Here is a 25784-nt window from a genome sequence, read left to right as displayed (position 1 = left end):
CCTTTCGTACGGGGACACGGCGATGGACTGCCCTGTCCCCCTGGGCTGCGGGGTGGAGGTCGCTCACGGTGGCCACTTGCCCGATGACCGGCCCGACGAGTGATGTCCGCCACCCGCGCCGGCACTCCCCGATGTCACGAAAGCTCGACGTCACAGATTCCAGTTGCCTCCACGCGCCCGGCCCAACGAACCGATAACCGTACGGGTTACGCCCCGCGCCCCGTGCCCCGCCCCGCGCCCCGTGCCCCGCCCCGTGCCCCGCGCCCCGCGCCCCGCGCCGTGCGCCCGCGCTCCGCGCACACGGAACAACCCCCGCCCATCGGGCGGGGGTTGCGTCCTGCATGCGTCGTGGCGTCGGCCTCACTCCTCGCCCGCGAGCTTCAGCGCCCGCAGCTTCTGGCCCGCGTACCAGGTCGCCACGATCGTGACGCCGACCAGGAGGACGGTGGCCAGCGGCAGGCCGACGTCCGAGGTGACCAGGCCTTCGCCGGCGACCCGCTCCGCGACCGACAGGGACCACTGCTGCACGCTCAGCGTCCTCGCGCCCGGCACCAGGCTGCCGAACAGCGCCTCCCACACCAGCGCGTACACCAGGCCGAAGACCACCGCGTGCCGGCTGACCGTGCCCAGCAGCAGGAACAGCGCGCTGTACGCGATCGACGCGACCAGCGCCGCGATCGTGTAGGCCACCGCGACCTGCCCGCCGTTGCCGTTGAGGATCAGCCCCGCGACGAGGGTCGGCACCGCGGAGAAGAGCATCGTCACCGCGACGGCGACGATCAGCTTGGTGAAGATGATCGTCGGCCGCTTCACCGGCTTGGCCAGCAGGTAGACGATCGACCCGTCGTCGATCTCCGGCCCGATGGCGCCCGTACCCGCGATGACACCGATCAGCGGCACCATCGTGGCGATGGCGAACCCGCCGAGAACGCCCGAGGCGACGCTGTCGTCAGCCCCGGCGAACGCCCGTACCGCCACGGCGATGGCCACCAGCAGCACGGGCAGGACGAACAGGATGGCGGCCCGGCGCCGGCCGAGCAGGGCCCGGTAGGTGAGCCGGGCGACTGTGGGGTCGTACATGACGCTTCACAGCTCCTTTCAGGCCACTACTCAGGCCGCTACGAGGTAGGAAAAGACCGATTCGAGGGACTCGTCGGACGGTGAGACGGTCAGCAGCCGGATGCCGTGTTCGCGTGCCACCTTCGGCAGCAGGGTGGTGAAGCGCCCGAAGTCGACGGCCTGGATCAGCAGGGCCCCTTCGGTGGTGTCGACCTCGATCCCCGCCGTCGACGGATCGGCGATGAGCGCGGCGGCGAGCGCCCGGTCGTCGCCGGAGCGCACGAGATAGCGGTGCGGCCGGTCCGTCATCAGCCGGCGGATCTTCCGGAAGTCGCCGGAGGCGGCGTGCCGTCCCGCGACGATCACCTCGATGTGGGAGGCGAGCTGCTCGACCTCCTCCAGGATGTGCGAGGAGAACAGGACCGTCCGGCCTTCCGCCCCCATCCGCCGCAGCAGTTCCATCAGCTGCATCCGCTGACGCGGGTCCATGCCGTTGAACGGTTCGTCGAGCAGCAGCACGGAGGGCTCGTGCACCAGGGCGGACGCCATCTTCACGCGCTGGCGCATGCCCTTGCTGTACGTGGAGATCTTCCGGTCCTGCGCGTACTCCATCTCGACCGTGGCCAGCGCCTTGTGCGCGGCCGCGTCTCCCAGGCCGTGCAGCTCGGCGTTGGCGACGACGAACTCCCGGCCGGTCAGGAAGTCGTACATCCCCTCCCGCTCGGGCACGATGCCGATGTCCCGGTACACGGCCTCGTTGCGCCAGATCTGCTTGCCGTCGAGGGTGACCTTTCCGGTCGACGGGGCCAGGAATCCGGCCATCATGTTGATCAGCGTGGACTTTCCCGCGCCGTTGGGGCCCAGCAGCCCCGTGACGCCGGGGCCCACGGTCATGCTCACGTCGTTGACGGCGACCACGTTGCCGAACCAGCGCGAGGTGTGGTCGATCTCGATGGTGGTCACAGCCCGACCCTCCGGTAGCGGCGCATCAGGACGGCGTACGAGCCGACGACGAGCGCGAGAACAACGAGCAGATAGACCACGCCTGCCGCGGCACCCGGTCCCTCGCCGCCGGGGAAGGCGGAGGAGGCGCCGAGGAAGGCGGTCTGCACCCCGTCGATGAGCGTGATCGGCGAGAACAGGCCCAGCCACGGGACGGCACTGGCCGACCCGGTCGACCAGGCGATGCCCTGGACGGTCGACACGGCTCCGTAGGTGATGGTCAGTACGGCGATGACGGCGGCGACGCCGAAGCCCCGCCGCGGGGTCAGCGCGGCGACGACGAGTCCGAGACCCGCGAAGAGGACCGACAGCAGGGCCACCGAGACCATCCCCTGTCCGAACCACTTGCTCTGGTCCGCGAGATCGAACTTGGCGAGCAGCGCGCCCACATAGAGGATCAGGAGCGGCAGCCCGGTGAGGACGAACAGGGCGGATGCCATCGCGCCCAGCTTGGCCAGCACGTAGTCGACGCGTTCGATCGGCCGCGAGAAGTACAGCGGCACGCTCTTGAAGCGGAGGTCCCTCGACACGGACTGCGGCGCCTGCGAAGCGACGAAGAGGCCGATCACGGCCTGGAGGTAGATCGCGAACGAGGTGTACTTGAGCGGCAGTTCGGTCATGTTCGGTGTGGCCATGGCGACCGCGACGATGATCAGTGCCACCAGGCACATCACCCCGCACAGCAGCATCGGCAGCACCTTGGACTTGGCGGACCGCCCCAGGCCGAACGACCCGCGCAGCGACTGCGAGTAGAGCGAACGGCGGGCGTAGGCGCGGCCCAGCCGCACGCCGTCGTACGAGCGGTATCCGATGTTGTGGATCCGGGAGGCGTCGCTCCCGGTGTCGGCGCTCATCACGACCGCTTCCCTTCTGTTCCTGTTCCTGCTCCGGCCGTCGCGACCGCGGCGGCCTGCGGGGCCGCCTCGCTCCGGAAGACCTCGGCGATGTGGTGGCGCCGCTGTTCCATGCGGATCAGGCCGAGCCCCAGCCCGGCCACGCTGTCGCGGACCAGGTCGTACGTCTCCTCGCCCGTCGCCTCCAGCAGGAGGATGTGGCCGGCGCCCGGCAGCCCTTCGGCGTCGAGCCCGTCGAGACCCAGGAGGGTGACACCGGCGTCGGCGAGCACCCGGCGCAGGGCGTGCGTCCCGTCGGGGTGCTCGTCGCTGTCCGTGACCTCGACGGCCAGGGTCGTGGTGGTCTGGGTGAACTCGCTGGTGGAGCTGGACCGCAGCAGCGTTCCGCCGTCGATGACGACGACGTGGTCGCAGGTGCGCTCCAGTTCGCCGAGGAGGTGCGAGGTGACCAGGACGGAGATCCCGAAGTCCGAGTGGACGCGGCGGATCAGGCCGAGCATCTCGTCCCGGCCGACCGGGTCCAGACCGTTGGTCGGCTCGTCCAGCAGCACCAGCTGCGGGTCGTGGACCAGGGCCTGGGCCAGCTTCACCCGTTGCTTCATGCCGGTCGAGTAGCCGCCGATGGGGCGGTACCGCTCCTCGTAGAGTCCGACGTGCCGCAGGGTGTCGGCGGTCCGCTCGCGCGCCGCCGTCGGCGGCAGGCCGGACATCCGCGCCATGTGGACGACGAACTCCGTCGCCGACACATCGGGCGGCAGGCAGTCGTGCTCGGGCATGTACCCGACCCGCTCCCGGATCGCGGCGCCTTCCGTGGCGACGTCGAGCCCGAGCACCGCGGCCCGGCCTTCGGTGGCGGGGGACAGACCCAGCAGGATCTTGATCAAGGTGGACTTGCCGGCTCCGTTGGAACCCACCAGACCGGTCACACCCGGTCCGATGTCCAAGGTGAGCCGGTCAAGCGCGGTCACCCGGGGGAACCTCTTGCTCAGGCTTTCGGTCGCGATCACAGTCACATCCACGAAGGTACTGGCGCGCCCCGCGGGAGTCGTCAGCCCAGACGGTCGTATCGGGATCAGACCAGAGGTGTACGGACCCGTAAGGGGGCCCCACGGAGGACGAGCCGTTGTCCACAGGTTCCCGGCATCCCTTGACGCGGAGGCGGTGGGTTGCCACATTCGGCGGTGTCACGTTACGGACACGTAGCGCGATGCCGACAACGACGAGGGAGCGGCGTGAAGCTTCTGGGCGCGCGCGAGCGCTGGGTGAGTACGGGCGGGATCGAGCTGTGTGTCGCCGAGTTGGGCGACCCGTCGCGGCCGACGATCGTCCTCGTCCACGGATATCCCGACAGCAAGGAGGTCTGGTCGCGGGTCGCGGACCGACTGGCGGAGCAGTGGCACGTGGTCCTCTACGACGTGCGGGGCCACGGCCGTTCGACGGCGCCCCGGCCGCTGCGCGGCGGCTTCACGCTCGAGAAGCTGACGGACGACTTCCTGGCGGTCGTGGACGCGGTGAGCCCTGACCGGCCCGTCCACCTGGTCGGACACGACTGGGGCTCGGTGCAGTCCTGGGAGTTCGTCACGGTGGAGCGGACCAAGGGCCGTGTGGCGTCGTTCACTTCGATGTCCGGGCCCGGCCTCGACCACTTCGGCCACTGGATCAAGCGCCGGGTGTCCCGGCGGACTCCCCGTGACCTGCGGGAGTTGGCCGGTCAGGGAGCCAAGTCCTGGTACGTGTACGCCCTGCACACACCCGTGCTGCCCGAGATGGCCTGGCGCGGTCCACTCGGCAGGCAGTGGCCTCGGATCCTCCAACGCATGGAGAGGGTCCCGGCGGACGGCTATCCGACATCCTCCCTGCCCAGGGACGCGGCCCACGGCGCCTGGCTCTACCGTGACAACGTCCGTACGCGGCTGCGCCGTCCACGCCACGACGCCCACGCCCACGTGCCCGTCCAGCTGATCACACCGACCGGTGACGCGTTCCTGTCCCCTTCGCTCTACGACGAACTGGAGTCGTGGGTCCCTACGTTGCTCCGGCGCTCCCTGCCGGCCAAGCACTGGGTCCCACGTACCCGCCCGGACCAGTTGGCCTCCTGGATCACGGAGTTCGCCAAGGACGTCTCCTGACGACGGCGAACGCCGCGGCGGACGCCCGCGTTTGAACATCTGCGGCCAACACGCCGACCCTCACCGCCTTTTGGCGTGTGACGTCCAACTCACGTGCGAGAAAACGCCTTTGCTACGAGGCACCTCAACTTCCCTGTCAGTGAGGAAGCTTGTGTAAATCCCCTGCGGCTCGGGCGAGTTGTCCACAGAATTGCCATCCAGCCTGTGGATAACTCGACTTGGTTGTGGATCAAACCTCGACCGCCTCAACGATGTCCCGAACGCCGCGTGAATTCCGGATGCGCCCAGGGCGCCCTTGCGGGCACGCTGGCCGGATGGACGCACACCGCACCGTAAAGGTGTCCAAGTACCTGTCGAGACATCTGCGGCATCAACCGGACCGGATCGGCATCACCCTCGACGCCCACGGCTGGGTGCCCGTCGACGACCTGCTGCGGGCCTGCGCCCGAAACGGCTTCGCCGTGTCCCGGGCCGAGCTCGACCATGTCGTGGCGGCCAACGACAAGCAACGGTTCACCCTGGACGGCGACCGCATCCGCGCCAACCAGGGCCACACGGTGACGGTCGACCTCGATCTGCCGCCGGCCGAGCCTCCCGAGTACCTGTACCACGGCACGGTGGGCCGGGTGCTCGACGCGATCCGCGCCGAGGGGCTACGGCCCATGGCGCGCCACCACGTCCATCTCTCACCCGACCGGGAGACGGCCGCCCGCGTCGGCGCCCGGCGCGGCGTCCCCGTCGTCCTGTCCGTACACGCGGGCGCCATGCACCGCGCGGGTCACCTCTTCCATGTGAGCACCAACGGGGTGTGGCTCACCGCCGCCGTCCCGCCGCGCTTCCTGCGGCTGCCCGCGTAACCAGGACCCGGCCTTCGCGGGGGTCACCGTAGAGTCGGGCGCATGACGTCCTCCCGCCGCCTGAGCACCGTGATCCTGCCCGTCCACCGATGGAACGACGGTGGACGCGCCCTGTGGACCCGAGCCGAAGAGCTGGGCTTCCACGCCGCGTACACCTACGACCACCTCGCGTGGCGCACGTTCCGCGACGGTCCGTGGTTCGGCGCCGTCCCCACCCTGACGGCCGCCGCGTGCGCCACCGAGCGGCTGCGTCTGGGCACGCTGGTCACCTCGCCCAACTTCCGGCATCCGGTGACGCTCGCCAAGGACCTCATCTCGCTCGACGACGTGTCCGGCGGCCGGGTCACCCTGGGCATCGGTGCCGGGGGGAACGGCTTCGACGCCACGACCCTGCTCCGACGCGGCGAGGAGCCGTGGACCCCGCGCGAGCGCGCCGACCACTTCGACGAGTTCGTCCCCCTCCTGGACCAGCTCCTCCGGGAGCCGTCGGTGACGCACGAGGGCCGGTTCTACGCGGCGAACGAGGCACGGAACATCCCGGGCTGCGTCCAGCGGCCCCGGCTGCCCTTCGCGGTCGCCGCGACGGGGCCGCGCGGGCTGAAGCTCGCCGCGCGGTACGGGCAGGCGTGGGTGACCACCGGAGACCCGAAGCTCTACGAGGCCGGCACCCCCGAGCAGTCGGTGGCGGCGCTCCGCGGGCAGATCTCCCGGCTCGGTGAGGCCGGGGAAGCCGTCGGCCGGGACGTCTCGGACCTCGACAAGGTCCTCCTGACCGGCTTCACCCCCGACCGCCCGCTCCAGTCGCTCGACGCGTTCGTGGACTTCGCCGGCACCCACTTCGCCCTCGGATTCACCGAGATCGTCCTGCACTGGCCGATCCCGGACTCCGATTTCGCGGCCGACGGCGCGGTCTTCGAACGGATCGCCACCGAGGCCCTCTCCCAGCTCCGCTGACCGCTCCGACCCGGATTTCGCACGGCCCAGCCTTTGGCATATGCCAGTGTCATGTACCGAGCTCAGAGGCCCGCCCTCTCAGATGTGCGCCCCTCTGCACGACCGTGCGACCTGGTACGGGAGAATGACGGGGTGACCTCAGCTATCGACCCGCCTCTTCCCGCCGTCACCCGGCTGATCGCCACCGATCTGGACGGCACTCTGCTGCGCGACGACAAGACCCTGTCGGACCGTACGATCGCGGCTCTCGCAGCCGCCGAGGAGGCGGGGATCGAGGTCTTCTTCGTCACCGGACGGCCGGCCCGCTGGATGGACGTCGTCAGCGCCCATGTGCACGGACACGGAATGGCGATCTGCGCGAACGGCGCGGCCGTCGCCGACCTGCACGCGGACGGCCGCCTGGTCGAGGTCCGGCCCCTGGAACGCGCGGCGGCCCTGGACGTGGTCCGGATCCTGCGCGATGCCGCCCCGAGCACGTCGTTCGCCGTCGAACTGGCCACGGGCATCCACTACGAGCCCTCCTACCCGCCGTTCCACCTGGACCCCGGCGCCACCGTGGCGGTCGCGGAGAAGCTGCTCCACGAGGAACGGCCGGGTGTCGGCGCGCCGGTCCTGAAGGTGCTCGCCCACCACCCCGAGCTGACCCCCGACGACTTCCTCACGCTGGCCCGCGAGGCCGCCGGAGGCCTCGCCTCGGTCACCCGCTCCAGCCCCACCGCGCTCTTGGAGATCAGCGGTCCCGGCGTCTCCAAGGCCGGCACGCTCGCCGCCTGCTGCGCCGAGCGCGGTATCGCCCCGGCCGAGGTGGTCGCCTTCGGTGACATGCCCAACGACGTGGAGATGTTGAGCTGGGCGGGCGCCTCGTTCGCGATGGGCAACGCCCACCCGGCCGCGGTGGCGGCCGCCACCGGGGTCACCCTCACCAACAACGAGGACGGCGTCGCGGTCGTCATCGAGCGGATCCTCGCGGAACGCTGAGGCCGGACACCCTCGTCAGAGGGGGACCTGCCAGTACACCGTCGTCCCTCCGCCGTCCTCGCCCGTCCCTGGACCGAACCAGCTCGCCCCGCCCAGCGACTCGGCGCGGCGGGCCAGGTTGCGCAGCCCGCTGCGCCGCCCGCTCTCCGGGATGCCCACCCCGTCGTCGGCGACCGACAGCCGTACCGCGTCCCGCCCGTCCGGCAGGACCGCGGTGGCGTCGACGGTCACCTCGACACGGGAGGCACGGGCGTGGCGGAAGGCGTTGGACAGCGCCTCGCGCAGCGCGGCGATCAGGTTCTTGCCCGCGAGTTCCCCGACGAGCGAGTCGACCGGCCCCAGGAAGCGGTGCGACGGCTTGAAGCCGAGGGGCACCGCGGCCATACCGATCTCCCGCATCACCCGGGTCCGCAGCCGTCCCGGCACCTCGGCGGGTTCCTGCTGCAAGGCGAAGACGGCCGTGCGGATCTCCTGGATGGTCACGTCCAGTTCGTCGACGGCCCGCCCGACCCCCTCGCGCACCGCGGTCACCGCGGACCGCTGCTGGGCCTGTTCGAGCATCATCCCGGTGCTGAAGAGCCGCTGGATGACCAGGTCGTGCAGGTCGCGTGCGATGCGGTCCCGGTCCTCGTAGACGGCCAGACGCTCCCGGTCGCGCTGAGCCTCGGCCGTCATCAGCGCGAGCGCCGCCTGCGCCGCGAACTGGGTGGCCAGCAGCCGTTCCGCCTCGCTGTAGGGCCGGCCCCCCTTCGCCCTCGGCATCGCGAGCGCGCCGAGCACCCGTCCGCCGACACTCAGCGGCAGCAGCATGTGCGGACCGAAGCGGTCGGCGAGCCGGGTGATCACACGGCTGTCGCCCGCCACGTCGTCCATGAAGACCGGCTCGCCCCTCAGCAGCGCGGCCGCCACCGGGCTCGTCGGTGGAATGATCACCCCCAGCGACGGGGCCGGGTCGTCGGACGCGACGGCCACCACCTCGAGGCCGCCCTCCTCCGCCGGCAGCAGCACGACGCCGGCGGCGGAGTCGGCGAGGCGGCGGGCCTGTTCGGCCACGACGGTCAGTGCGTCGTCGGCGTCCCCACCCGACAGGAGGGCCGTGGTCACGGCCACCGAACCGTCGATCCACCGTTCGCGCTGCCGGGCCGCCTCGTACGACCGCGCATGGCCGATGGCGATCCCGGCCTCCGTGGCGAGCACCCGCAACAGGTGGCGGTCGGTGACGCCGAATGGCTCTCCGCCCGCCTTCTCGGCCACGTAGAGGTTGCCGAAGAGGTCGCCCTGGACATGGACCGGAACCCCGAGGAACGTACGCATCCGCGGGTGGGCCGCCGGAAAGCCGGCGAACCGCGGGTCCTCCGTGAGGTCCTCCAGGGTGATCGGCCCCGGCTCGTGGATGAGCGCGCCGAGCAGACCGGTACGGCCGTCGGGGCGGCGCCCGACGGCGTGGGCGATCTCGCCGGGCACTCCGTGGGTGACGAAGTCGGAAAGCCCCTCGCCGGCCTCGTCGATGACGCCGATCGCCGCGTAGCGGGCACGGGTGAGCTCCGCGGCGGTCCCGCAGATGCGGTCGAGGGTGGAGTGCAGTTCCAGTCCGGTGCCGACCGACCTCGTGGCCTCCAGCAGTTCCGGCACGCGCGCGGTGAGCTCGTCGGAGAGCCCGCGCAGGCTTCCGGTGGCCCGCGTCGCGGAATCGGGCGAGTCCTTCGCGTCCTGCTCGGCCATGAGCCGAGCCTAATGAGCGCCGATCCGTCCGGAAAGTCGGATCTGAAGCGACGCGGAAGTGCCGGACTCCTGCGGCAGGCCTCGTGACGGACGGGAAGCCCCGCCTACACCCCCAGCGGCGCCATCCGCGTCTGTCGACGCTCGCGCTCCAGCATTCCGCGCAACGGACCGTCCACCGCGGCCAGCTCCGCGTAGGGGCCCCGCTGCACGACCCGGCCCCCGTCGAGCACCAGGATCTCGTCGACGGCGTCCAGTCCGGCCAGCCGGTGGGTGATGAGCACGGTCGTCCGGCCCCGGGTGGCGTCCAGCAGGTCCGCGGTCAGTGCGTCGGCCGTCGCCAGGTCGAGGTGCTCCGCCGGCTCGTCGAGGACCAGCACGGGGAAGTCGGCGAGGAGGGCGCGCGCCAGCGCGAGCCGTTGGCGCTGCCCGCCCGAGAGCCGGGCGCCGTGTTCGCCCACCAGGGTGTCGATGCCGTCCGGCAGCGACCGGACCCAGTCCAGCAGCCGGGCACGGGCCAGGGCCTCGCTCAGTTCGTCGTCCGTCGCACCGGTCCGGGCGAGCCGCAGGTTCTCCCGGAGGGAACTGTCGAAGACGTGCGCGTCCTGGGCGCACAGCCCGACGAACGTCCGGACCGTGTCCCCGTCCAGTGCGGACGCCTCCACACCACCGAGGCGGTACGTCCCCTGCCTCGGGTCCAGGAAACGGAGCAGCACCTGCGCGAGGGTGGTCTTCCCCGAGCCGGACGCCCCCACCACCGCCACACGGCGCCCGGGGACCAGCGTCAGGTCGACGCCGACCAGGGCGTCGCGTCCCGCCCCGTCGTACCGCGCGGACAGGTCTCGCAGAACCAGCGGGAACGGTGAGGCGGGCGCATCGGCCGGTGCGTCGGGTTCCCGCACCGGCAGGGGGGCGTCCAGCACCTCGTGGATGCGTTCCGCGCTCCGCCCGGTCCTTCGGCGGTACTGCACGGCGAGCGGCAGGCCGTTCACCGCTTCGAAGGCCGCGAGCGGGGTGAGGACGATCACGGCGAGCTCCACACCGGCCAGGCGTCCGTCGTGCACCGCCGCAAGGCCGACGAGTGCCGCTCCCACGACGGACAGGCCGCAGATCAGTACGGACAGTCCGCCACCGATCGCGGTCGCCGTCGCGGCGCGCGAGGCGATCGCGGTGAGGACCGCGTCGGCCGCCCGCGCCTGCCGCTTGCGTTCCGGCAGCGCGCCGGCGACCGTCAGCTCGGCCGTCCCGGTGAGCAGGTCGGCGCCCCGGACCGCGAGAGCCGACCGGGCGGGGGCCAGCCTGCGTTCGGCGTTCCGCGCACATGCGCCGCTCACCAGAGGCACACCGACCCCCGCGAGGAGGAGCCCGGCCGCCAGCACGGCCCCCGCCTCCGGGAGCAGCCAGCCGGTGAAGCCCACGGCACCCACCCCGACCAGGAGCGCGGTGCCGGCGGGCAGCAGCCACCGCAGCCAGTAGTCCTGGAGGGCGTCCACGTCGGAGACCAGCCGCGACAGCAGGTCCCCGCGCCGTGCCGTACGCAGACCGGCGGGCGCGACGCGTTCCAGCCCGCGGTAGACCGAGACCCTGAGTTCGGCGAGCATCCTGAGCACCGCGTCATGGGAGACCAGCCGCTCCGCGTACCGGAACACCGCCCGGCCCAGGCCGAAGGCCCTGGTCGCGGTGACCGCCACCATCAGGTACAGCACCGGTGGCTGCTCGGAGGCGCGCGAGATCAGCCAGCCGGAGACGGCCATGAGACCGACGGACGAGCCGACCGCGAGGCTTCCCAGCAGCAGCGCCAGGGCCAGCTTCCCCCGCTCGGCGCGGGCGGCCTCGCGGATCCGCGCGAACACGCTGCCGCGGCCCCGGGACTCCGTCCGTTCCAGTGGGGCGGACTCTTGGACCGCCACAGACTCCGGTCCCGGCCCGCTCCGGGCTTCCCGGGCCGCCCCTGCGGTCCCGGCGTCCGGCTCCGGCCGCCCGGTCGCCCGCGGCTCCAGCGTCACCACCCGGTCCGCGACCGCGAGCAGCGCCGGGCGGTGGACCACCAGCAGCACGGTCCGTCCCGCGGACAGGCGCCGTACCGCGTCGACGATGCCGGCCTCCGTCTCGCCGTCCAGGCTCGCCGTCGGCTCGTCGAGGAGCAGCAGCGGCCGGTCGGCGAGGAACGCCCGTGCCAGGGCGAGCCGTTGCCGCTGGCCCGCGGAGAGACCGGCGCCGTCCTCTCCCAGCGCGGTGCGTGCCCCGTCCGGCAGCGCGGCCACGAAGTCGTACGCCCCCGCCTCCCGCAGAGCCGTCTCCACCGCGTCGTCGTCCGCGTCCGGGCGCGCCAGCCGTACGTTGTCCGCGATCGTCCCGGAGAAGAGGTGGGGTCGCTGGGGCACCCAGGCGATCTGCTCGCGCCAGCGCTCCGGCGAGAGGGCCGACAGGTCGCTCCCACCGACGCGTACGCGCCCTTCGTCGGGCCGGGTGAAGCCCAGCACCACGTCGAGGAGCGTGGACTTGCCGACCCCGCTCGGGCCGACCAGGGCGACCGTCTCGCCCGGTTCCACCACCAGGCAGGCCGCGTCCAGCGCCGGTTCGGTGCGCCCCGGATGCCGGACGGTCACCTCGTCCAGCTCCAGACGCAGTGAGGCGGGCACGGCCGATGTGCCGCCGGACACCGGCTCCGTCTCCAGGACGGAGAAGATCTCCTCCGCGGCCGAGAGCCCCTCCGCCGCGGCGTGGTACTGGGCGCCCACCTGCCGGATCGGCAGGTAGGCCTCGGGCGCGAGGATGAGGATGACCAGCCCGGTGTAGAGGTCGAGTTCGCCGTGGACGAGCCGCATCCCGATCGTCACGGCGACCAGGGCCACCGAGAGCGTCGCCAGCAGTTCCAGGGCGAACGAGGAGAGGAAGGCGATGCGCAGCGTCTTGAGGGTGGCCTGCCGGTACTGCGAGGTGATGGTGCGGATCGACGCGGCCTGTGCCTTGGCCCGGCCGAAGACCTTCAGCGTCGGCAGTCCGGCGACCACGTCGAGGAAGTGCCCGGAGAGCCGCGAGAGCAGCTGCCACTGACGGTCCATCCGGGACTGGGTGGCCCAGCCGATGAGGGCCATGAAGAGGGGGATCAGAGGCAGCGTCACCACGATGATCGCCGCCGACACCCAGTCCTCCGTGACGATCCTGGCCAGTACCGCCACCGGTACGACGACGGCCAGCCCGAGCTGCGGAAGGTAGCGCGAGAAGTAGTCGTCGAGGGCGTCGACCCCACGGGTGGCCAGCGCCACCAGGGAGCCCGTGCGCTGTCCGCCCAGCCAGCCCGGGCCGAGGTCCGTGGCCCGTTCCATGAGCCGGCCGCGCAGCTCGGACTTGACCGCCGCGCTCGCCCGGAACGCGGCACGCTCCGTCAGCCAGGCCACGAGCGCGCGGCCGAGAGCGACCGCGAGGAGCAGCAGGAGGGGTGTGCGGAGTCCGTCGACGGCGAGGCCGTCCTCGAATCCGCCCACCACCACCTCGGCGACGAGCATGGCCTGAGCGATCACCAGGGCCGCCCCGGCCAGCCCGAGCGCCACCGCGGCCGCCAGGAAGAAGCGGGTGGCACGTGCGTACCGGAGCAGGCGCGGGTCGATCGGTTTCACGTGAAACAGCTCCCCAGTGAACTCATGTCGTTCGGTTGCGCGACGGGGTCAGTGCGGATCGGCGATGTGCTGCGTGCCGATGCGCTTGCGGAACACCCAGTACGTCCAGCCCTGGTAGAGCAGCACGAGCGGGGTCGCGATGCCCGCGCACCAGGTCATGATCGTGAGGGTGTATCCGCTGGACGAGGCGTTGCTGACCGTGAGGTTCCAGGCGTCGTCCAGCGAGGACGGCATCACGTTCGGGAACAGCGTCAGGAAGAGCATCGCCACCGTGGCCGTGATGGCCAGGCCGGAGAGTCCGAACGACCAGCCCTCGCGTCCCGCGGCGATGGCCCCGATGGCGGCGACCAGCGACACCGCGGCGACCACCAGCGCCAGCAGGCTCCATCCGTCGCCGTTGTCGCGCTGCGTCAGGACGAGGAAGACCAGGGCGAGCACCGCGGTGACCAGGCCGAGCTTGACCGCGAGCGAGCGCGCCCGCCCCCGGATGTCCCCGACGGTCTTGAGCGCGGCGAACACCGTGCCGTGGAAGGTGAAGAGGAAGAGGGTGACCACACCACCCAGCAGCGCGTACGGGTTGAGCAGGTCCCAGAGGTTACCGACGTACTCCATGTCGGCGTCGATCTTCACCCCGCGGACGATGTTCCCGAACGCCACGCCCCAGAGCACGGCGGGGATCAGAGAGGTCCAGAAGATCGCGTGTTCCCAGTTGGTCTGCCAGCGTTCCTCGGTCCGCTTGGCGCGGTACTCGAAGGCGACCCCGCGCACGATCAGGCAGACCAGGATGATCAGCAGCGGCAGGTAGAAGCCGGAGAACAGGGTGGCGTACCACTCCGGGAAGGCCGCGAAGGTCGCGCCGCCGGCGCTGAGCAGCCACACCTCGTTCCCGTCCCAGACGGGGCCGATCGTGTTGATCAGGACTCGGCGTTCCTTGCGGTCACGGGCCAGCAGCTTGGTGAGGACCCCGATACCGAAGTCGAATCCCTCGAGGAAGAAGTAACCGGTCCACAGGACGGCTATGAGTACGAACCAGACGTCGTGGAGTTCCATCTCTCAGCTCCGCAGCTCAGTAGGAGAAGGCCATCGGCCGGTCGGCGTCCTGGTCGTGGCCGCCGATCCTGGTGGGTGGATGCAGGTCGGCCTCGGTGAGCTCCGGCGGCCCGGCCTTGACGTACTTGACGAGCAGCTTGACCTCGATCACGGCGAGGATCGCGTAGAGCGCGGTGAAGCCGATCATGGAGGTGAGGACCTCGCCCTGCGAGACGCCGGGGGATACCGCGTCCCGGGTCTGGAACACCCCGAACACCACCCAGGGCTGTCGTCCCATCTCGGTGAAGATCCAGCCCCAGGAGTTGGCGATCAGGGGGAAGAGCATGGTCCACAGCGCGGTGATCCAGTAGAGCCGGGCGAACTTCGGGCTCAGCGCCTTGTTCTTGAAGAGGACCAGATGCGGCACCTCGTCCTCGCCCGTACGCAGCGACGGCGGCAGCAGGAACTTCCTCCGTGTCAGCCACAGCCCGAGCAGACCGAGCCCGAACGACGCCATGCCGAAGCCGATCATCCAGCGGAAGCTCCAGAACGCGACCGGGATGTTGGGCCGGTAGTCGCCGGGCCCGTAGGTCTCCTGGAGCTCCGCGTTGATGTCGTTGATGCCGGGGACGTGCGAGGTGAAGGTGTTGTCCGCGAGGAAGGAGAGCACTCCGGGGATGGAGATCTCCACGTCGTTGTGTCCTTCGGCGACGTCCCCGACCGCGAAGAGCGAGAAGGGCGCACCGTCCTCCCCCTCCCACAGGGCCTCCGCGGCGGCCATCTTCATCGGCTGCTGCTTGAACATCACCTTGCCGAGGGAGTCGCCGCTGACCGCGGTGAGCATTCCCGCGGCGACCACTGTGACCAGACCGACGCGCAGCGAGGTGCGCATCACCGGGATGTGCCTCTTGCGGGCCAGGTGGAAGGCGGAGATGCCCACCATGAAGGCGCCGCCCACGAGGAAGGCAGCCGTGATGGTGTGGAAGAACTGGGTGAGCGCGGTGTCCTGGGTGAGGACCTTGAAGAAGTCGGTGAGCTCGGCCCGCCCGCGTTCCTCGTTGATCCGGTACCCGACCGGGTGCTGCATCCAGGAGTTGGCCGCCAGGATGAAGAAGGTGGAGAGGACCGTCCCCAGGGAGACCATCCATATGCAGGCCAGGTGGATCTTCTTGGGCAGCTTGTCCCATCCGAAGATCCACAGCCCGATGAAGGTGGACTCGAAGAAGAAGGCGATGAGCGCCTCGAAGGCGAGCGGCGCCCCGAAGACGTCACCGACGAAGCGCGAGTAGTCGGACCAGTTCATGCCGAACTGGAACTCCTGGACGATGCCGGTGACCACGCCCATGGCGATGTTGATCAGGAACAGCTTTCCCCAGAACTTCGTGGCCCTGAGGTACTTCTCGTTGTCCGTCCGCACCCATGCGGTCTGCAGGCCGGCGGTGAGCGCGGCGAGAGAGATCGTGAGGGGGACGAACAGGAAGTGGTAGACGGTGGTGATGCCGAACTGCCATCGCGCCAGGGTCTCCGGTGCCAGAGCTAGATCCACGTCTCTTCTCCTTGCGTCACCGCGATCACGGGTGCGGATCATCCCCATTGATCCCGCCGATCACGGGAGGAAACGGGACACGCTTGTGAACGCGTTCACATTCACAAGCAATTATGGCGCACAAGGTTTCGAGACCGATGAGTGGGGGGTGCATTCCGGCCGAACCGGCGGAGAGACCCCGGGCCGCCCCGGGCAGCACAGTGGCCCCGGCCCGGTCGACGGTGATCGACACGGCCCGGGGCCACCGGTACGGACAACGGCAGGCGCCGCGCTCCTACAGCTCCCTGCGGTACGAATCCGCCACCTTCAGGAGAATGTCGTTGGCCTCGGTCTCCCCGATCGAGATCCGCACCCCCTCGCCCGCGAACGGCCGGACCGTCACACCCGCCTCCTCGCAGACCGCGGCGAAGTCGAGCGTGCGCTCACCCAGCCGCAGCCAGACGAAGTTGGCCTGCGACTCCGGAACGGTCCAGCCCTGCCGCACCAGCCCCTCCCGCACCCGGGTCCGCTCCCCGACCAGCGCGCCGACCCGGCCCAGCAGCTCGTCCTCGGCCCGTAGCGACGCGACCGCCGCGTCCTGGGCGACCTGGCTGACGCCGAAGGGGACGGCCGTCTTGCGCAGCGCCGCCGCCACCGGCTCGTGCGCCACCGCGAAGCCGACCCGCAGCCCCGCCAGGCCGTACGCCTTCGAGAAGGTCCGCAGCACCGCCACGTTGGGCCGGTCCCGGTAGATCTCGATCCCGTCCGGCACCTCGGCGTCCCGGATGAACTCCTTGTACGCCTCGTCCAGGACGACCAGCACATCGTCCGGCACACGATCCAGGAACCGCTCCAGCTCCGCCCTGCGCACCACCGTGCCGGTCGGGTTGTTGGGGTTGCAGACGAAGATCATCCGGGTCCGGTCGGTGATCGCGTCCGCCATCGCGTCGAGATCATGCACCTCGCCGTCGGTCAGCGGGACCTTGACGGAGGTCGCCCCGCTGATCTGCGTGATGATCGGGTACGCCTCGAAGGACCGCCAGGCGTAGACGACCTCGTCGCCCGGGCCCGACGTGGCCTGGAGCAGCTGCTGCGCCACACCGACCGATCCGGTGCCGGTGGCCAGATGGGAGACCGGCACACCGAACCGGTCGGACAGCTCGTTCATCAGACCGGTGCAGGCCATGTCCGGGTAGCGGTTGAAGACGGCGGCCGCGGCGAGGGCCGACTCCATCACCCCCGGCAGCGGCGGATACGGATTCTCGTTGGAGGACAGCTTGAAGGCGGCCGGTCCACCGGCGGCCGCCGGCTTGCCCGGTACATAGGCGGGGACGCCGTCCAGCTCGGCGCGCAGCTTGGGGCTCGTCTCGCTCACCGCAGGTCCTCCTAGACCGTCCGTACACAGCAATACTGCTCACCTTATGAGGATTGAGGGCCCCTGCGAACGGCTCGTGCCCGAAATCCGTGTCCGCGCGACCGAGCGCCTGCCCTCCCCCGGCGTCGGCACCGGGCGACCCGGGGCCGAGGAGGGGGGCGCCAGCGCGTTCCAGCGCGCGCCGGTGGCTCACTCCGTGGCGCGCGTCCCTCGAAGAGGTGAGTTGAGACCTCTTCGATACCTGGGCCATTCAACAGGCCGTCGCTGCCGGGCGCATGACACTTAACCCAGAAAGCCCTTAACTCCCTTGACTTGCAAGGCAGTAGCCAATGAATGATCATGCAGAAACGTGCCTGTCAACGCGTGCATATGCGACCGGCCCTACCCACCGTCGGAGCCCTACTATCGGCTCGCCATGACAGCAGCAGGGAAGCACCAGGTGAGCCGGACAGAGACGCCCCGGCGCAGCGGCCGACCGGGACGTGCGGGCATCCGTGATGTCGCGGCGGCGGCCGGCGTCTCCATCACGACCGTTTCCGACGCCCTCAACGGCAAGGGCAGACTGCCGGACGCCACCCGCCGCCATGTCCGCGAGGTCGCCGAGCGCCTGGGCTACCGGCCGTCGGCAGCGGCCCGCACCCTCCGCACGGGCAAGTCCGGCCTCATCGGTCTGACCGTGACCACGTACGGGGATGAACCTTTCACCTTCACCGAGTTCGCGTACTTCGCCGAGATGGCCAGAGCCGCCACCTCGGCCGCCCTGGCCCGCGGCTACGCGCTCGTCATCCTCCCCGCCACCTCGCGGCACGACGTCTGGTCCAACGTGGCCCTCGACGGCACGGTCGTCATCGATCCGTCCGACCAGGACCCCGTCGTCACCGAGCTGGTCCGCCAAGGGCTGCCGGTCGTCTCGGACGGGCGCCCGGCCGGGACACTGCCCGTCACCGCGTGGGTCGACAACGACCACCGCGCAGCGGTGCTCGACCTCCTCGACCATCTCGCCGCGGCGGGGGCCCGCCGCATCGGGCTGCTGACCGGCACCACGACCGACACGTACACCCGTCTGTCCACGACCGCCTACCTCCACTGGTGCGAGCGGGTCGGGCAGGACCCGGTCTACGAGTCGTACCCGGCCCACGACCCGTGTGCGGGCGCGGTGGCGGCCGACCGCCTCCTGGCCCGCCCGGACCGGCCGGACGCCGTCTACGGCCTGTTCGACCCCAACGGGACCGATCTGCTGGCCGCCGCCCGCCGCTACGGGCTGCGTGTCCCCGAGGACCTGCTGCTGGTCTGCTGCAGCGAGTCCACGGTGTACGCGTCGACCGAACCCCCCATCACGACGCTCTCGCTCAAGCCGCGCAGGATCGGCACGGCGGTCGTCCAGCTCCTCATCGACGCCATCGAGGGCGTTGAACACGACGGGCCGGTCGAGCAGGTCATACCGACGGAGCTCATCGTCCGGACGTCCTCGCAACGGCGTCCACCCCGTACGACGGTCAGCGCGCCACGCTCACCCGCCGGGGACTGACCGGGTCATTCCGGGCCAATTGACCGGTGAACTCCGAGTGCGTCCGGATTCACCACCCCTGGTGCGTCACACAGCACGATCCGCATTCCTATGATGGGCGCACGACACCGCGGACCACCTCTACCAGGCAAGGCCCGTCAGGTGTACGGCGGCGCAACGGTGGTGGAGGGGTCGATGACTCAGGGGGCCGGTCAGGAACCCGTGGTGCGGACAGCGACGTTGCGCGACTTCCGCGTACCGCCTTATGCGCAGGCGCCGATGCCCCCGCCCTCTCCGCACCCCGGCAACGCGCCGCTGCCGGGCGCGGTCCCGGAGGGGTACACCCCCACCGAGCGCGACCTCCCCGTGATCAGCCGTGGCGACACCGCCCAGGTGCCGGCCGCGCAGGAGCAGCGGCAGGGCGGTGATCCGGGCCGTGGGCCGCTGTACGTGGTCGGCGACGTCCACGGGTACCTCGACGAGCTGCTCGCCGCCCTGCGCGAACAGGGGCTCGTCGACGCCGAGGGCCGCTGGTCGGCCGGCAACACCCGGCTGTGGTTCCTCGGCGACTTCACCGACCGCGGTCCGGACGGCATCGGGGTCATCGACCTCGTCATGCGGCTGTCCGCGGAGGCCGCGGCGGCCGGCGGGTACTGCAAGGCCCTGATGGGCAACCACGAACTGCTCCTGATCGGCGCCAAGAGGTTCGGCGACACACCGGTGAACTCCGGGGCGGGCACCGCCACCTTCCAGGCGGCGTGGCTGCTCAACGGCGGGCAGAAGACCGACATGGAGCGGCTCCAGGACGTCCACCTCCAGTGGATGGCCCGGCTCGACGCGGTCGTCGAGGAGGACGGCCATCTGCTGATGCACTCCGACACGACCGCCTACCTCGACTACGGCTCCACCGTCGAGGACGTCAACGACACGGTGCACGCCATTCTCACGCGGCACGACGCGGACGAGTGCTGGGATCTCTTCCGCAAGCTCACCAAGCGGTTCGCCTTCCGCGACGAGGGCGGCGCACAGGCGGTCCGCGAGCTGATGGCGACCTACGGCGGCCGACGGGTCGTCCACGGTCACAGCCCGATCCCCTATCTGCTCGGCGAGGTCGGGTCGGAGGAGGGTGAGGACAGCGCCCGCACCGTGGTGGACGGTCCGCACGTGTACGCGGACGGGCTGGCCATCGCCATGGACGGCGGCGTCACAATGGCCGGAAAGCTACTGGTCGTCCAACTTCCCCTGCATGACTGACGCTTCCCGGGGAAGATCCCTCACGCCCTGACCGCGCGGCCGCCGGGCCCATTTTCGGAAACCCCCTGTCACGTCCTGCCGTAACAGCTCTACCATCGGCGTACCAGTAGCAGGCTCTCCTCCGTTTCCGCCCGACCCCGGCAGCCCGGTCGGTCAGGCCCTACGGAGCATCGGGGGATGCACATGAAAAGCGCTCCGCACCTGCTGACCGAGGACCGGCCCGCCTACGAGCGGATCCTCGCGGACGCACTGCGCCACGCCCATGAACGTCCGGATCTCGACGGGATCGGGGACCGCCTCACCGCGGAGCGGCTCCGGACGATGGCGCTCGACGCCACCGCCCTGATCACCGCGGCGGCCGCCCCCGAGTACGACCACTACGTGAAGGTCCGCGGCGAGCTGCGCCGGCCGGCCGGTCTGGCGGAGGCGAATCTCGGCCTCGGTTCCGCCCCAGGCGGCCAGGACCGCACGGGTGCCGGCACGCTCGCGGTGATCGCCGCGCTGGCCCCGGTCCTCGCCGGCACGGCCGCCCTGATATTCCTGCTGGTCGGCTATCTGCTGAAGGCGTTCAGCCCGTCCCTGTCCTTCGCCGGCACCATGGTCACCGCCGGGTGGTTCTTCGCCGTGGCCGCCGCCGTGGCGATCCTCGTCGCCGCCGTCGGACTCCTCGTCACCGCTCTGCGCAACGGCGCGACCGCGCTGCCCGCCATGGACGAGGAGGAGCTGCCCGAGGACGTGGCGCGGGCCCGGGAGGCCTGGCGCCACGCCCTGCTGGAACGCGGCATCCTGCCGTTCCTCCGGGACGCCCTGGCCGATCCGACCGCCGGGCCCGCGACGCGGACCCCGCACCGGTCGGCCCAGCGCATCCCGAAGATCGGTTACAGCAGGCCCGACTTCTCGGGTCCGCAGGAGGGCCGGTCGGCCGGAACCCGCCCGACGTTCACCAGCCCCGACTTCTCCAGTCCGGACTTCGGCGGCCCGGAGCACCAGCCGGAGTGACGGCGCGGCGTGGTGGCCGTCCGCGCCGCGCCGGTGCCTCGTCGACGCCCCGCGGTGCGCCGGGCGGCCCTGCTCGCCGGCCGCCCGGTGCCAGGTGGGCGGCCGGTGCCAGGTGGGCGGCCGGGTCAGGTGAGCGGCCGGGTCAGTCCGCCAACGGCAGATAGACCCGGTTACCACCGGCCGCGAACTCCACGGACTTCTCCCGCATCCCCGCCTCGATCGCGGCCTGGTCCTCACCGTGCTCGCGCCGGATGTCGTGCGAGATCTTCATCGAGCAGAACTTCGGCCCGCACATCGAGCAGAAGTGCGCCGTCTTGGCGGGCTCGGCCGGGAGCGTCTCGTCGTGGAACTCCCGCGCGGTGTCCGGGTCGAGCGCCAGGTTGAACTGATCCTCCCAGCGGAACTCGAACCGCGCGTCCGACAGCGCGTCGTCCCAGTCCTGCGCCCCGGGGTGGCCCTTGGCGAGATCCGCCGCGTGCGCGGCGATCTTGTAGGTGATGACCCCCGTCTTCACGTCGTCCCGGTTGGGCAGCCCCAGGTGCTCCTTGGGCGTGACGTAGCAGAGCATCGCCGTACCCCACCAGGCGATCATCGCCGCTCCGATGCCCGAGGTGATGTGGTCGTAGGCGGGCGCCACATCGGTGGTCAGCGGGCCGAGCGTGTAGAACGGCGCCTCCTCGCAGATCTCCTGCTGGAGGTCGATGTTCTCCTTGATCTTGTGCATCGGGACGTGCCCCGGGCCCTCGATCATCGTCTGGACGCCGAACCGCTTGGCCACGGAGTTGAGCTCGCCCAGCGTCCGCAGCTCGGCGAACTGCGCCTCGTCGTTGGCGTCCGCGATGGACCCGGGGCGCAGCCCGTCGCCGAGTGAGTACGTCACGTCGTAGGAGGCGAGGATCTCGCAGAGCTCCTCGAAGTGCTCGTACAGGAACGACTCCTTGTGGTGCGCGAGACACCAGGCCGCCATGATCGAGCCGCCGCGCGAGACGATGCCCGTCTTGCGCCGGGCGGTCAGCGGGACGTACGGCAGCCGCACACCGGCGTGCACCGTCATGTAGTCGACGCCCTGTTCCGCCTGCTCGATGACGGTGTCCTTGTAGACCTCCCAGGTCAGCTCCTCGGCCCGGCCGTCGACCTTCTCCAGGGCCTGGTAGAGCGGGACGGTCCCGATCGGTACGGGCGAGTTGCGCAGCACCCACTCGCGCGTGGTGTGGATGTTGCGGCCGGTGGACAGGTCCATGACCGTGTCGGCACCCCACCTGGTCGCCCAGGTCATCTTGTCCACCTCCTCCTCGATCGACGAGGTGACCGCGGAGTTGCCGATGTTGGCGTTGACCTTCACCAGGAACCGCTTGCCGATGATCATCGGCTCGATCTCCGGGTGGTTCACATTGGCCGGCAGCACCGCCCGGCCCGCCGCGATCTCCTCGCGCACGACCTCGGGAGCGACGTTCTCCCGAATCGCGACGTACTCCATCTCCGGGGTGATCTCGCCCCGGCGGGCGTAGGCGAGCTGGGTGACCGGCCGGCCGTCGCGGCTGCGGCGCGGGCGGCGCGGGCGGCCGGGGAAGACCGCGTCGAGGTTGCGCAGGCCTCCGCGCGGCGAGGTGTGCTTGAGCCCGTCGTCCTCGGGGCGCGCGGGGCGGCCCTCGTACTCCTCGGTGTCCCCGCGGGCGATGATCCAGTTCTCCCGCAGGGGCGCGAGCCCCCGGCGGACATCGGTTTCGGTGGCGGGATCGGTGTACGGCCCCGACGTGTCGTACAGCGTCACGTCCTTGCCGTTGGTGAGGTGCACCTGACGGACCGGCACCTGGAGGTCCGGGCGGGAGCCCTGGACGTATCCCTTGTGCCAGCCGATGGACTTCCCGGCCTCGTCCTCCGGTGCGCTCCGCGCATCCGGTACATTCCGCGCATTCCGCTTCGAGGCAGGCGTGCGTGCGTCCGCTGTGGTCATGAGACCTACTCCCTACGCCGGCATTACCCGGTAACAGGTTCGGCGGTCGGCGCAGCGTGTCCCGTACGGAAATACGGAGGTCAGCGCCCTCTCAGCCCGGTGCTCCGAGCTCCCGCGTGTGCAAAGGTGCCACCACGCTAGCCTCCTCCCTGGCGTGCTGGCCAGAGGGCCTCCCCTCTTCTTGGGATGATCGCGGTGTGACGTCCCCAGGAAACGCACCCGAGCCGCACGGCCCCGCATCGGGCAGCACGCAGAGCCATGCGCACGCCCATACGCACAGCCACGGCCCCGCCGCACCGGTCTCCAAGCACCTGCGCAAGGTCATCGCGGCCGTGCTCATCCCGTTCGCCACCGCGGTCCTCGTGGGTCTGGTGGCGTTCTGGCCCGGCGGAGCCCCGGACCACGAGCGCACCGGCGTCGGCTTCGACCGGCAGACCCAGGACGGCAGAGTGGTGAAGGTCGTCGCGGTGGACTGCGCCGACGTGAACGCCGGACAGGTGCCGCCGACCGGCGACACCTCGACACCGTCCGGGCGTGAGGCCGTCGCCGAGCAGACGGGCGCGTGCAAGAAGGCCACGGTCGAGGTGACGACCGGCAAGGACAAGGGCCGCACGTTCGTCGAGATCGTCCAGCCCGATGCCACACGGCAGCTGAAGCAGGGTCAGGGAGTGGTCGTGGCGTACGCCCCCGACGCGCCCCGCGATCTGCAGTACTCGGTGACGGACGTCGACCGCTCGTTCCCGATGGCCCTGCTGGCCGGAATCTTCGCCCTGGCGGTGGTCGTCGTGGGCAGGCTGCGCGGACTCATGGCGCTGATCGCACTCGCGGTCTCGTTCGCGGTGCTCACGCTGTTCATCCTGCCGGCGATCCTGCAGGGCTCGAATCCGCTGGTCGTGGCGGTCATCGGGGCCAGCGCCATCATGCTGATCGCCCTCTACACCTGCCACGGCCTGACGGCCCGTACCTCCGTCGCCGTACTCGGCACCCTCATCTCACTGCTGCTGATCGGGCTCCTGGGCTCCCTCTTCATCGGCTGGGCGAGCCTGAGCGGCAACACCGACGACAACACCGGCCTGATCCACGGGCTCTACCCGGAGATCGACATGAGCGGCCTGTTGCTGGCCGGTGTCATCATCGGATCGCTCGGTGTGCTCGACGACGTGACCGTCACCCAGACGTCGGCGGTCTGGGAACTGCACCAGGCGGACCCCACCATGGGCGTGCGGCGGCTCTACAAGGCCGGCATCAGGATCGGCCGGGACCACATCGCCTCGGTCGTCAACACGCTCGTGCTCGCGTACGCGGGCGCGGCGCTGCCCCTGCTGCTGCTCTTCTCCATCGCCCAGAGCAGCGTCGGAGTGGTGGCCAACAGCGAACTGGTCGCCGAGGAGATCGTCCGGACGCTCGTCGGATCGATCGGCCTGGTCGCCTCGGTGCCGGTGACGACGGTGCTCGCGGCGCTGGTGGTCTCCGCGGACCGCACGGGGCTCGGCGCGGAAGCCGGAGCTCCTGCACCCGTACGGACCGGGAGGGGCCGACGCCGCAAGGCGTGAGCACACGGGCTCACGGACGCCGGGAGCCCCGATCGCTCAGCCGGCGTTCTGCTCCTTGGCCAGAATGCGGCCCAGGGCCTCTTCCAGACTGCCGTCGAAGTCACCCAGCGTGTGCTCCTGTCCCAGTGGTACCAACTTGTCCGTCCGGTCGAGAAATGCCACAAGAGGTGCCGTACCGGCCCGGAAGAGCGCACGGTCGGCGCCTACCTGGAGCCTGATGTGTACATCCGAGAGACCCTCGGGTTCGGTCGGGGCAATGTGCACATCGCCGTCGCCGCTCGGGCTGTTGAGCCCGTCCAGCAGCAACTCACGGCCGAACGCCCAGGTGACGGGGGCGTCACCGGGCAGGTGGAAGGTCATCCGGATCGCATACGGATCGCTGACCTCGTACCGGAGCTCCACCGGAATACGGAACGAGAGCTCCTCCGAGACGAGGAAGCTCATCATGACCTCTGCTTGAACCGACTCGCGCATCGTTCAACCCCGCAGTAGATGAAACTGGCCAGGAATGATCCCCCATGGCCCTATTGACGCCATCGTGGTGCACGCGATAGCAGATCACAAGGAGTGATTTTTCAGATACTGATAGAGAACACGAACGAGCGCAAGAACGTGGTTACTTCGCAGCGTAGTTGTTCGATCGCAGCGAGCAACCGTTCTTCTTGCTCCAGGGGGAGCGAAACCGCCATCGCCGCCACAGCGGGGCCCACGGTGATCGGAATGGCCGCGCACACCGTCCCCAGGGCGTACTCCTGCCGTTCGACGACGGGCTCCATGCGCTTCATCGCTCTCAGCCGGGCGAGAAACGTCTGACGGTCCCGTACGGAGTAACGCGTCAACTGCCGCACCGGATACCGGTCGAGATGGTCCTCCCGCGCGCGCTCGTCGAGCTGTCCCAGGAGGCACTGCCCGAGCGCGTGGGCGTGCCCCGTCTCCCGGAAGGCGGCCCATTCGCGCACGGAGGGAGCGGCCGGACTGTCGGCCACCGCGACCAGCTCGATCTCGCCGTCCCGGTAGAGGGCGCAGTACACGGGCGCCCCGATGACGTCGGCCCAGTGGGCGAGCGAGTCCACGATCACGCCGGGGCGGGAGGAGCGGCCGCCGACCAGCTTCTCGGCAGCGGCGCCGAACAGGAAGACACCGTTCTCCCTGCGGAGATATCCCTCGTGGGTCAGGGTGCGCAGCAGGTGGTAGGCGGTGGGAAGAGGGAGCCCCGCCTCCCGCGCCAGTTGCTTCGCGGGGGCCCCGTCCCGATGGGTGCCCACAGCCTCCATCAGTCTCAACGCCCGCTGAACCGAACCGATCAACGTCGGGACAGCAGGGCTCGATGCCGTGGTCACAGGTCACCCCCAGGCATGGTGACGGGCTCTCAGCCCTCCCACGGGGGCCGCCCCCGCGGGCCCGCCGCGAGCCTGG

The 25784-nt window shown here is 70.5% G+C and carries 19 protein-coding genes, 1 pseudogene and 1 riboswitch; of the genes and pseudogenes, 8 read left to right on the top strand and 12 right to left on the bottom strand.

The genetic code is table 11. The features are described 5' to 3' along the window. Positions 1-360: 360 nt before the first annotated feature. Genes SACTE_RS16735 through SACTE_RS16720 form a run of 4 tightly spaced genes read right to left on the bottom strand, consistent with a single transcriptional unit; the run spans position 361 to position 3922 of the window. Complete coding sequence (locus SACTE_RS16735) at positions 361-1080, bottom strand: ABC transporter permease subunit (RefSeq protein WP_014047222.1); 720 nt, start codon at positions 1078-1080, stop codon at positions 361-363. Between the two features lie 30 nt (positions 1081-1110). Further along, on the bottom strand, positions 1111-2022 hold the full coding sequence (locus SACTE_RS16730; RefSeq protein WP_014047221.1) for an ABC transporter ATP-binding protein: 912 nt from the start codon (positions 2020-2022) through the stop codon (positions 1111-1113). Beyond that, entirely contained in the window at positions 2019-2915 is an 897-nt protein-coding gene (locus SACTE_RS16725; protein ID WP_014047220.1) for an ABC transporter permease, read from the bottom strand. The genes SACTE_RS16730 and SACTE_RS16725 overlap by 4 nt, the downstream gene beginning before the upstream one ends. Next, positions 2915-3922: an ABC transporter ATP-binding protein gene (locus SACTE_RS16720; protein ID WP_014047219.1), complete on the bottom strand. Its 1008-nt coding sequence runs from the start codon at positions 3920-3922 to the stop codon at positions 2915-2917. The genes SACTE_RS16725 and SACTE_RS16720 overlap by 1 nt, the downstream gene beginning before the upstream one ends. Before the next feature lie 225 nt (positions 3923-4147). On the opposite strand from SACTE_RS16720, the pseudogene SACTE_RS16715 reads away from it, so the two are divergent. The 4 genes and pseudogenes from SACTE_RS16715 to SACTE_RS16700 form a co-directional block, all read left to right on the top strand. Then, positions 4148-5026: pseudogene (locus SACTE_RS16715) on the top strand (alpha/beta fold hydrolase); the annotation flags it as partial. A 332-nt stretch (positions 5027-5358) separates the two neighbouring features. After that, a complete protein-coding gene (locus tag SACTE_RS16710) occupies positions 5359-5901 on the top strand; it encodes an RNA 2'-phosphotransferase (RefSeq protein ID WP_014047217.1) in 543 nt (180 codons plus the stop codon). 42 nt (positions 5902-5943) lie between these two features. After that, the gene (locus SACTE_RS16705) at positions 5944-6855 is read left to right on the top strand and encodes an LLM class flavin-dependent oxidoreductase (protein WP_014047216.1); all 912 of its coding nucleotides are present in this window, start codon (positions 5944-5946) and stop codon (positions 6853-6855) included. A gap of 132 nt (positions 6856-6987) precedes the next feature. Continuing rightward, positions 6988-7833, top strand: coding sequence for an HAD hydrolase family protein (locus SACTE_RS16700; protein WP_014047215.1), 846 nt, complete (start codon positions 6988-6990; stop codon positions 7831-7833). A gap of 15 nt (positions 7834-7848) precedes the next feature. Here the strand turns inward: SACTE_RS16700 and SACTE_RS16695 are convergent, their stop codons facing one another. The 5 genes from SACTE_RS16695 to hisC all read right to left on the bottom strand — a co-directional run bounded on the left by SACTE_RS16695 (position 7849) and on the right by hisC (position 17101). Next, positions 7849-9555, bottom strand: coding sequence for a GAF domain-containing protein (locus tag SACTE_RS16695; RefSeq protein WP_014047214.1), 1707 nt, complete (start codon positions 9553-9555; stop codon positions 7849-7851). A gap of 104 nt (positions 9556-9659) precedes the next feature. Beyond that, positions 9660-13172 carry a thiol reductant ABC exporter subunit CydD gene (gene cydD, locus SACTE_RS16690; RefSeq protein WP_014047213.1) on the bottom strand — a complete coding sequence of 1171 codons (3513 nt, stop codon included), beginning with the start codon at positions 13170-13172 and terminating at the stop codon, positions 9660-9662. Positions 13173-13220: 48 nt separating this feature from the next. Then, positions 13221-14222: a cytochrome d ubiquinol oxidase subunit II gene (cydB, locus tag SACTE_RS16685; RefSeq protein WP_014047212.1), complete on the bottom strand. Its 1002-nt coding sequence runs from the start codon at positions 14220-14222 to the stop codon at positions 13221-13223. Between the two features lie 16 nt (positions 14223-14238). Then, on the bottom strand, positions 14239-15747 hold the full coding sequence (locus SACTE_RS16680; RefSeq protein ID WP_014047211.1) for a cytochrome ubiquinol oxidase subunit I: 1509 nt from the start codon (positions 15745-15747) through the stop codon (positions 14239-14241). A 274-nt stretch (positions 15748-16021) separates the two neighbouring features. After that, positions 16022-17101: a histidinol-phosphate transaminase gene (gene hisC / locus SACTE_RS16675; protein ID WP_014047210.1), complete on the bottom strand. Its 1080-nt coding sequence runs from the start codon at positions 17099-17101 to the stop codon at positions 16022-16024. 415 nt (positions 17102-17516) lie between these two features. Between hisC and SACTE_RS16670 the strand changes: the two genes are divergently transcribed. The 3 genes from SACTE_RS16670 to SACTE_RS16660 all read left to right on the top strand — a co-directional run bounded on the left by SACTE_RS16670 (position 17517) and on the right by SACTE_RS16660 (position 20861). Continuing rightward, a complete protein-coding gene (locus tag SACTE_RS16670; protein ID WP_037758261.1) occupies positions 17517-18629 on the top strand; it encodes a LacI family DNA-binding transcriptional regulator in 1113 nt (370 codons plus the stop codon). Between the two features lie 174 nt (positions 18630-18803). Continuing rightward, complete coding sequence (locus SACTE_RS16665; RefSeq protein WP_014047208.1) at positions 18804-19862, top strand: metallophosphoesterase; 1059 nt, start codon at positions 18804-18806, stop codon at positions 19860-19862. A 177-nt stretch (positions 19863-20039) separates the two neighbouring features. Continuing rightward, on the top strand, positions 20040-20861 hold the full coding sequence (locus SACTE_RS16660) for a membrane protein (RefSeq protein ID WP_014047207.1): 822 nt from the start codon (positions 20040-20042) through the stop codon (positions 20859-20861). 142 nt (positions 20862-21003) lie between these two features. On the opposite strand, the gene thiC is transcribed toward SACTE_RS16660, so the two are convergent. Further along, a complete protein-coding gene (gene thiC / locus SACTE_RS16655) occupies positions 21004-22815 on the bottom strand; it encodes a phosphomethylpyrimidine synthase ThiC (protein ID WP_014047206.1) in 1812 nt (603 codons plus the stop codon). Continuing rightward, positions 22808-22941: riboswitch (TPP riboswitch) on the bottom strand. Its footprint overlaps the gene before it by 8 nt. A gap of 71 nt (positions 22942-23012) precedes the next feature. On the opposite strand from thiC, the gene SACTE_RS16650 reads away from it, so the two are divergent. Further along, entirely contained in the window at positions 23013-24368 is a 1356-nt protein-coding gene (locus SACTE_RS16650) for a YibE/F family protein (protein ID WP_014047205.1), read from the top strand. A gap of 36 nt (positions 24369-24404) precedes the next feature. Here SACTE_RS16650 and SACTE_RS16645 read toward each other — a convergent pair whose 3' ends face one another. After that, entirely contained in the window at positions 24405-24842 is a 438-nt protein-coding gene (locus SACTE_RS16645; protein WP_019992482.1) for an SsgA family sporulation/cell division regulator, read from the bottom strand. A 101-nt stretch (positions 24843-24943) separates the two neighbouring features. Beyond that, a complete protein-coding gene (locus SACTE_RS16640; RefSeq protein ID WP_093760841.1) occupies positions 24944-25708 on the bottom strand; it encodes a helix-turn-helix domain-containing protein in 765 nt (254 codons plus the stop codon). Between the last annotated feature and the right edge of the window lie 76 nt (positions 25709-25784).

Origin of the sequence: Streptomyces sp. SirexAA-E (assembly GCF_000177195.2) — a bacterium.
In the GTDB taxonomy this organism is placed as follows: Bacteria; Actinomycetota; Actinomycetes; order Streptomycetales; family Streptomycetaceae; genus Streptomyces; species Streptomyces flavovirens.
Note: the sequence above shows the minus strand (reverse complement) of the source record. Positions and strands in the feature narration are given on the sequence as shown.

What these genes read in the sequence shown, in the direction of transcription:
- SACTE_RS16660 (WP_014047207.1), top strand. Translation starts at nt 20,040, where the DNA reads ATGCACATGAAAAGCGCTCCGCACCTGCTGACCGAGGACCGGCCCGCC.
- thiC (WP_014047206.1), bottom strand. Translation starts at nt 22,815, where the DNA reads ATGACCACAGCGGACGCACGCACGCCTGCCTCGAAGCGGAATGCGCGG.
- SACTE_RS16710 (WP_014047217.1), top strand. Translation starts at nt 5,359, where the DNA reads ATGGACGCACACCGCACCGTAAAGGTGTCCAAGTACCTGTCGAGACAT.
- cydB (WP_014047212.1), bottom strand. Translation starts at nt 14,222, where the DNA reads ATGGAACTCCACGACGTCTGGTTCGTACTCATAGCCGTCCTGTGGACC.
- SACTE_RS16695 (WP_014047214.1), bottom strand. Translation starts at nt 9,555, where the DNA reads ATGGCCGAGCAGGACGCGAAGGACTCGCCCGATTCCGCGACGCGGGCC.
- SACTE_RS16705 (WP_014047216.1), top strand. Translation starts at nt 5,944, where the DNA reads ATGACGTCCTCCCGCCGCCTGAGCACCGTGATCCTGCCCGTCCACCGA.
- SACTE_RS16725 (WP_014047220.1), bottom strand. Translation starts at nt 2,915, where the DNA reads ATGAGCGCCGACACCGGGAGCGACGCCTCCCGGATCCACAACATCGGA.
- SACTE_RS16735 (WP_014047222.1), bottom strand. Translation starts at nt 1,080, where the DNA reads ATGTACGACCCCACAGTCGCCCGGCTCACCTACCGGGCCCTGCTCGGC.
- SACTE_RS16670 (WP_037758261.1), top strand. Translation starts at nt 17,517, where the DNA reads ATGACAGCAGCAGGGAAGCACCAGGTGAGCCGGACAGAGACGCCCCGG.
- SACTE_RS16665 (WP_014047208.1), top strand. Translation starts at nt 18,804, where the DNA reads ATGACTCAGGGGGCCGGTCAGGAACCCGTGGTGCGGACAGCGACGTTG.
- SACTE_RS16645 (WP_019992482.1), bottom strand. Translation starts at nt 24,842, where the DNA reads ATGCGCGAGTCGGTTCAAGCAGAGGTCATGATGAGCTTCCTCGTCTCG.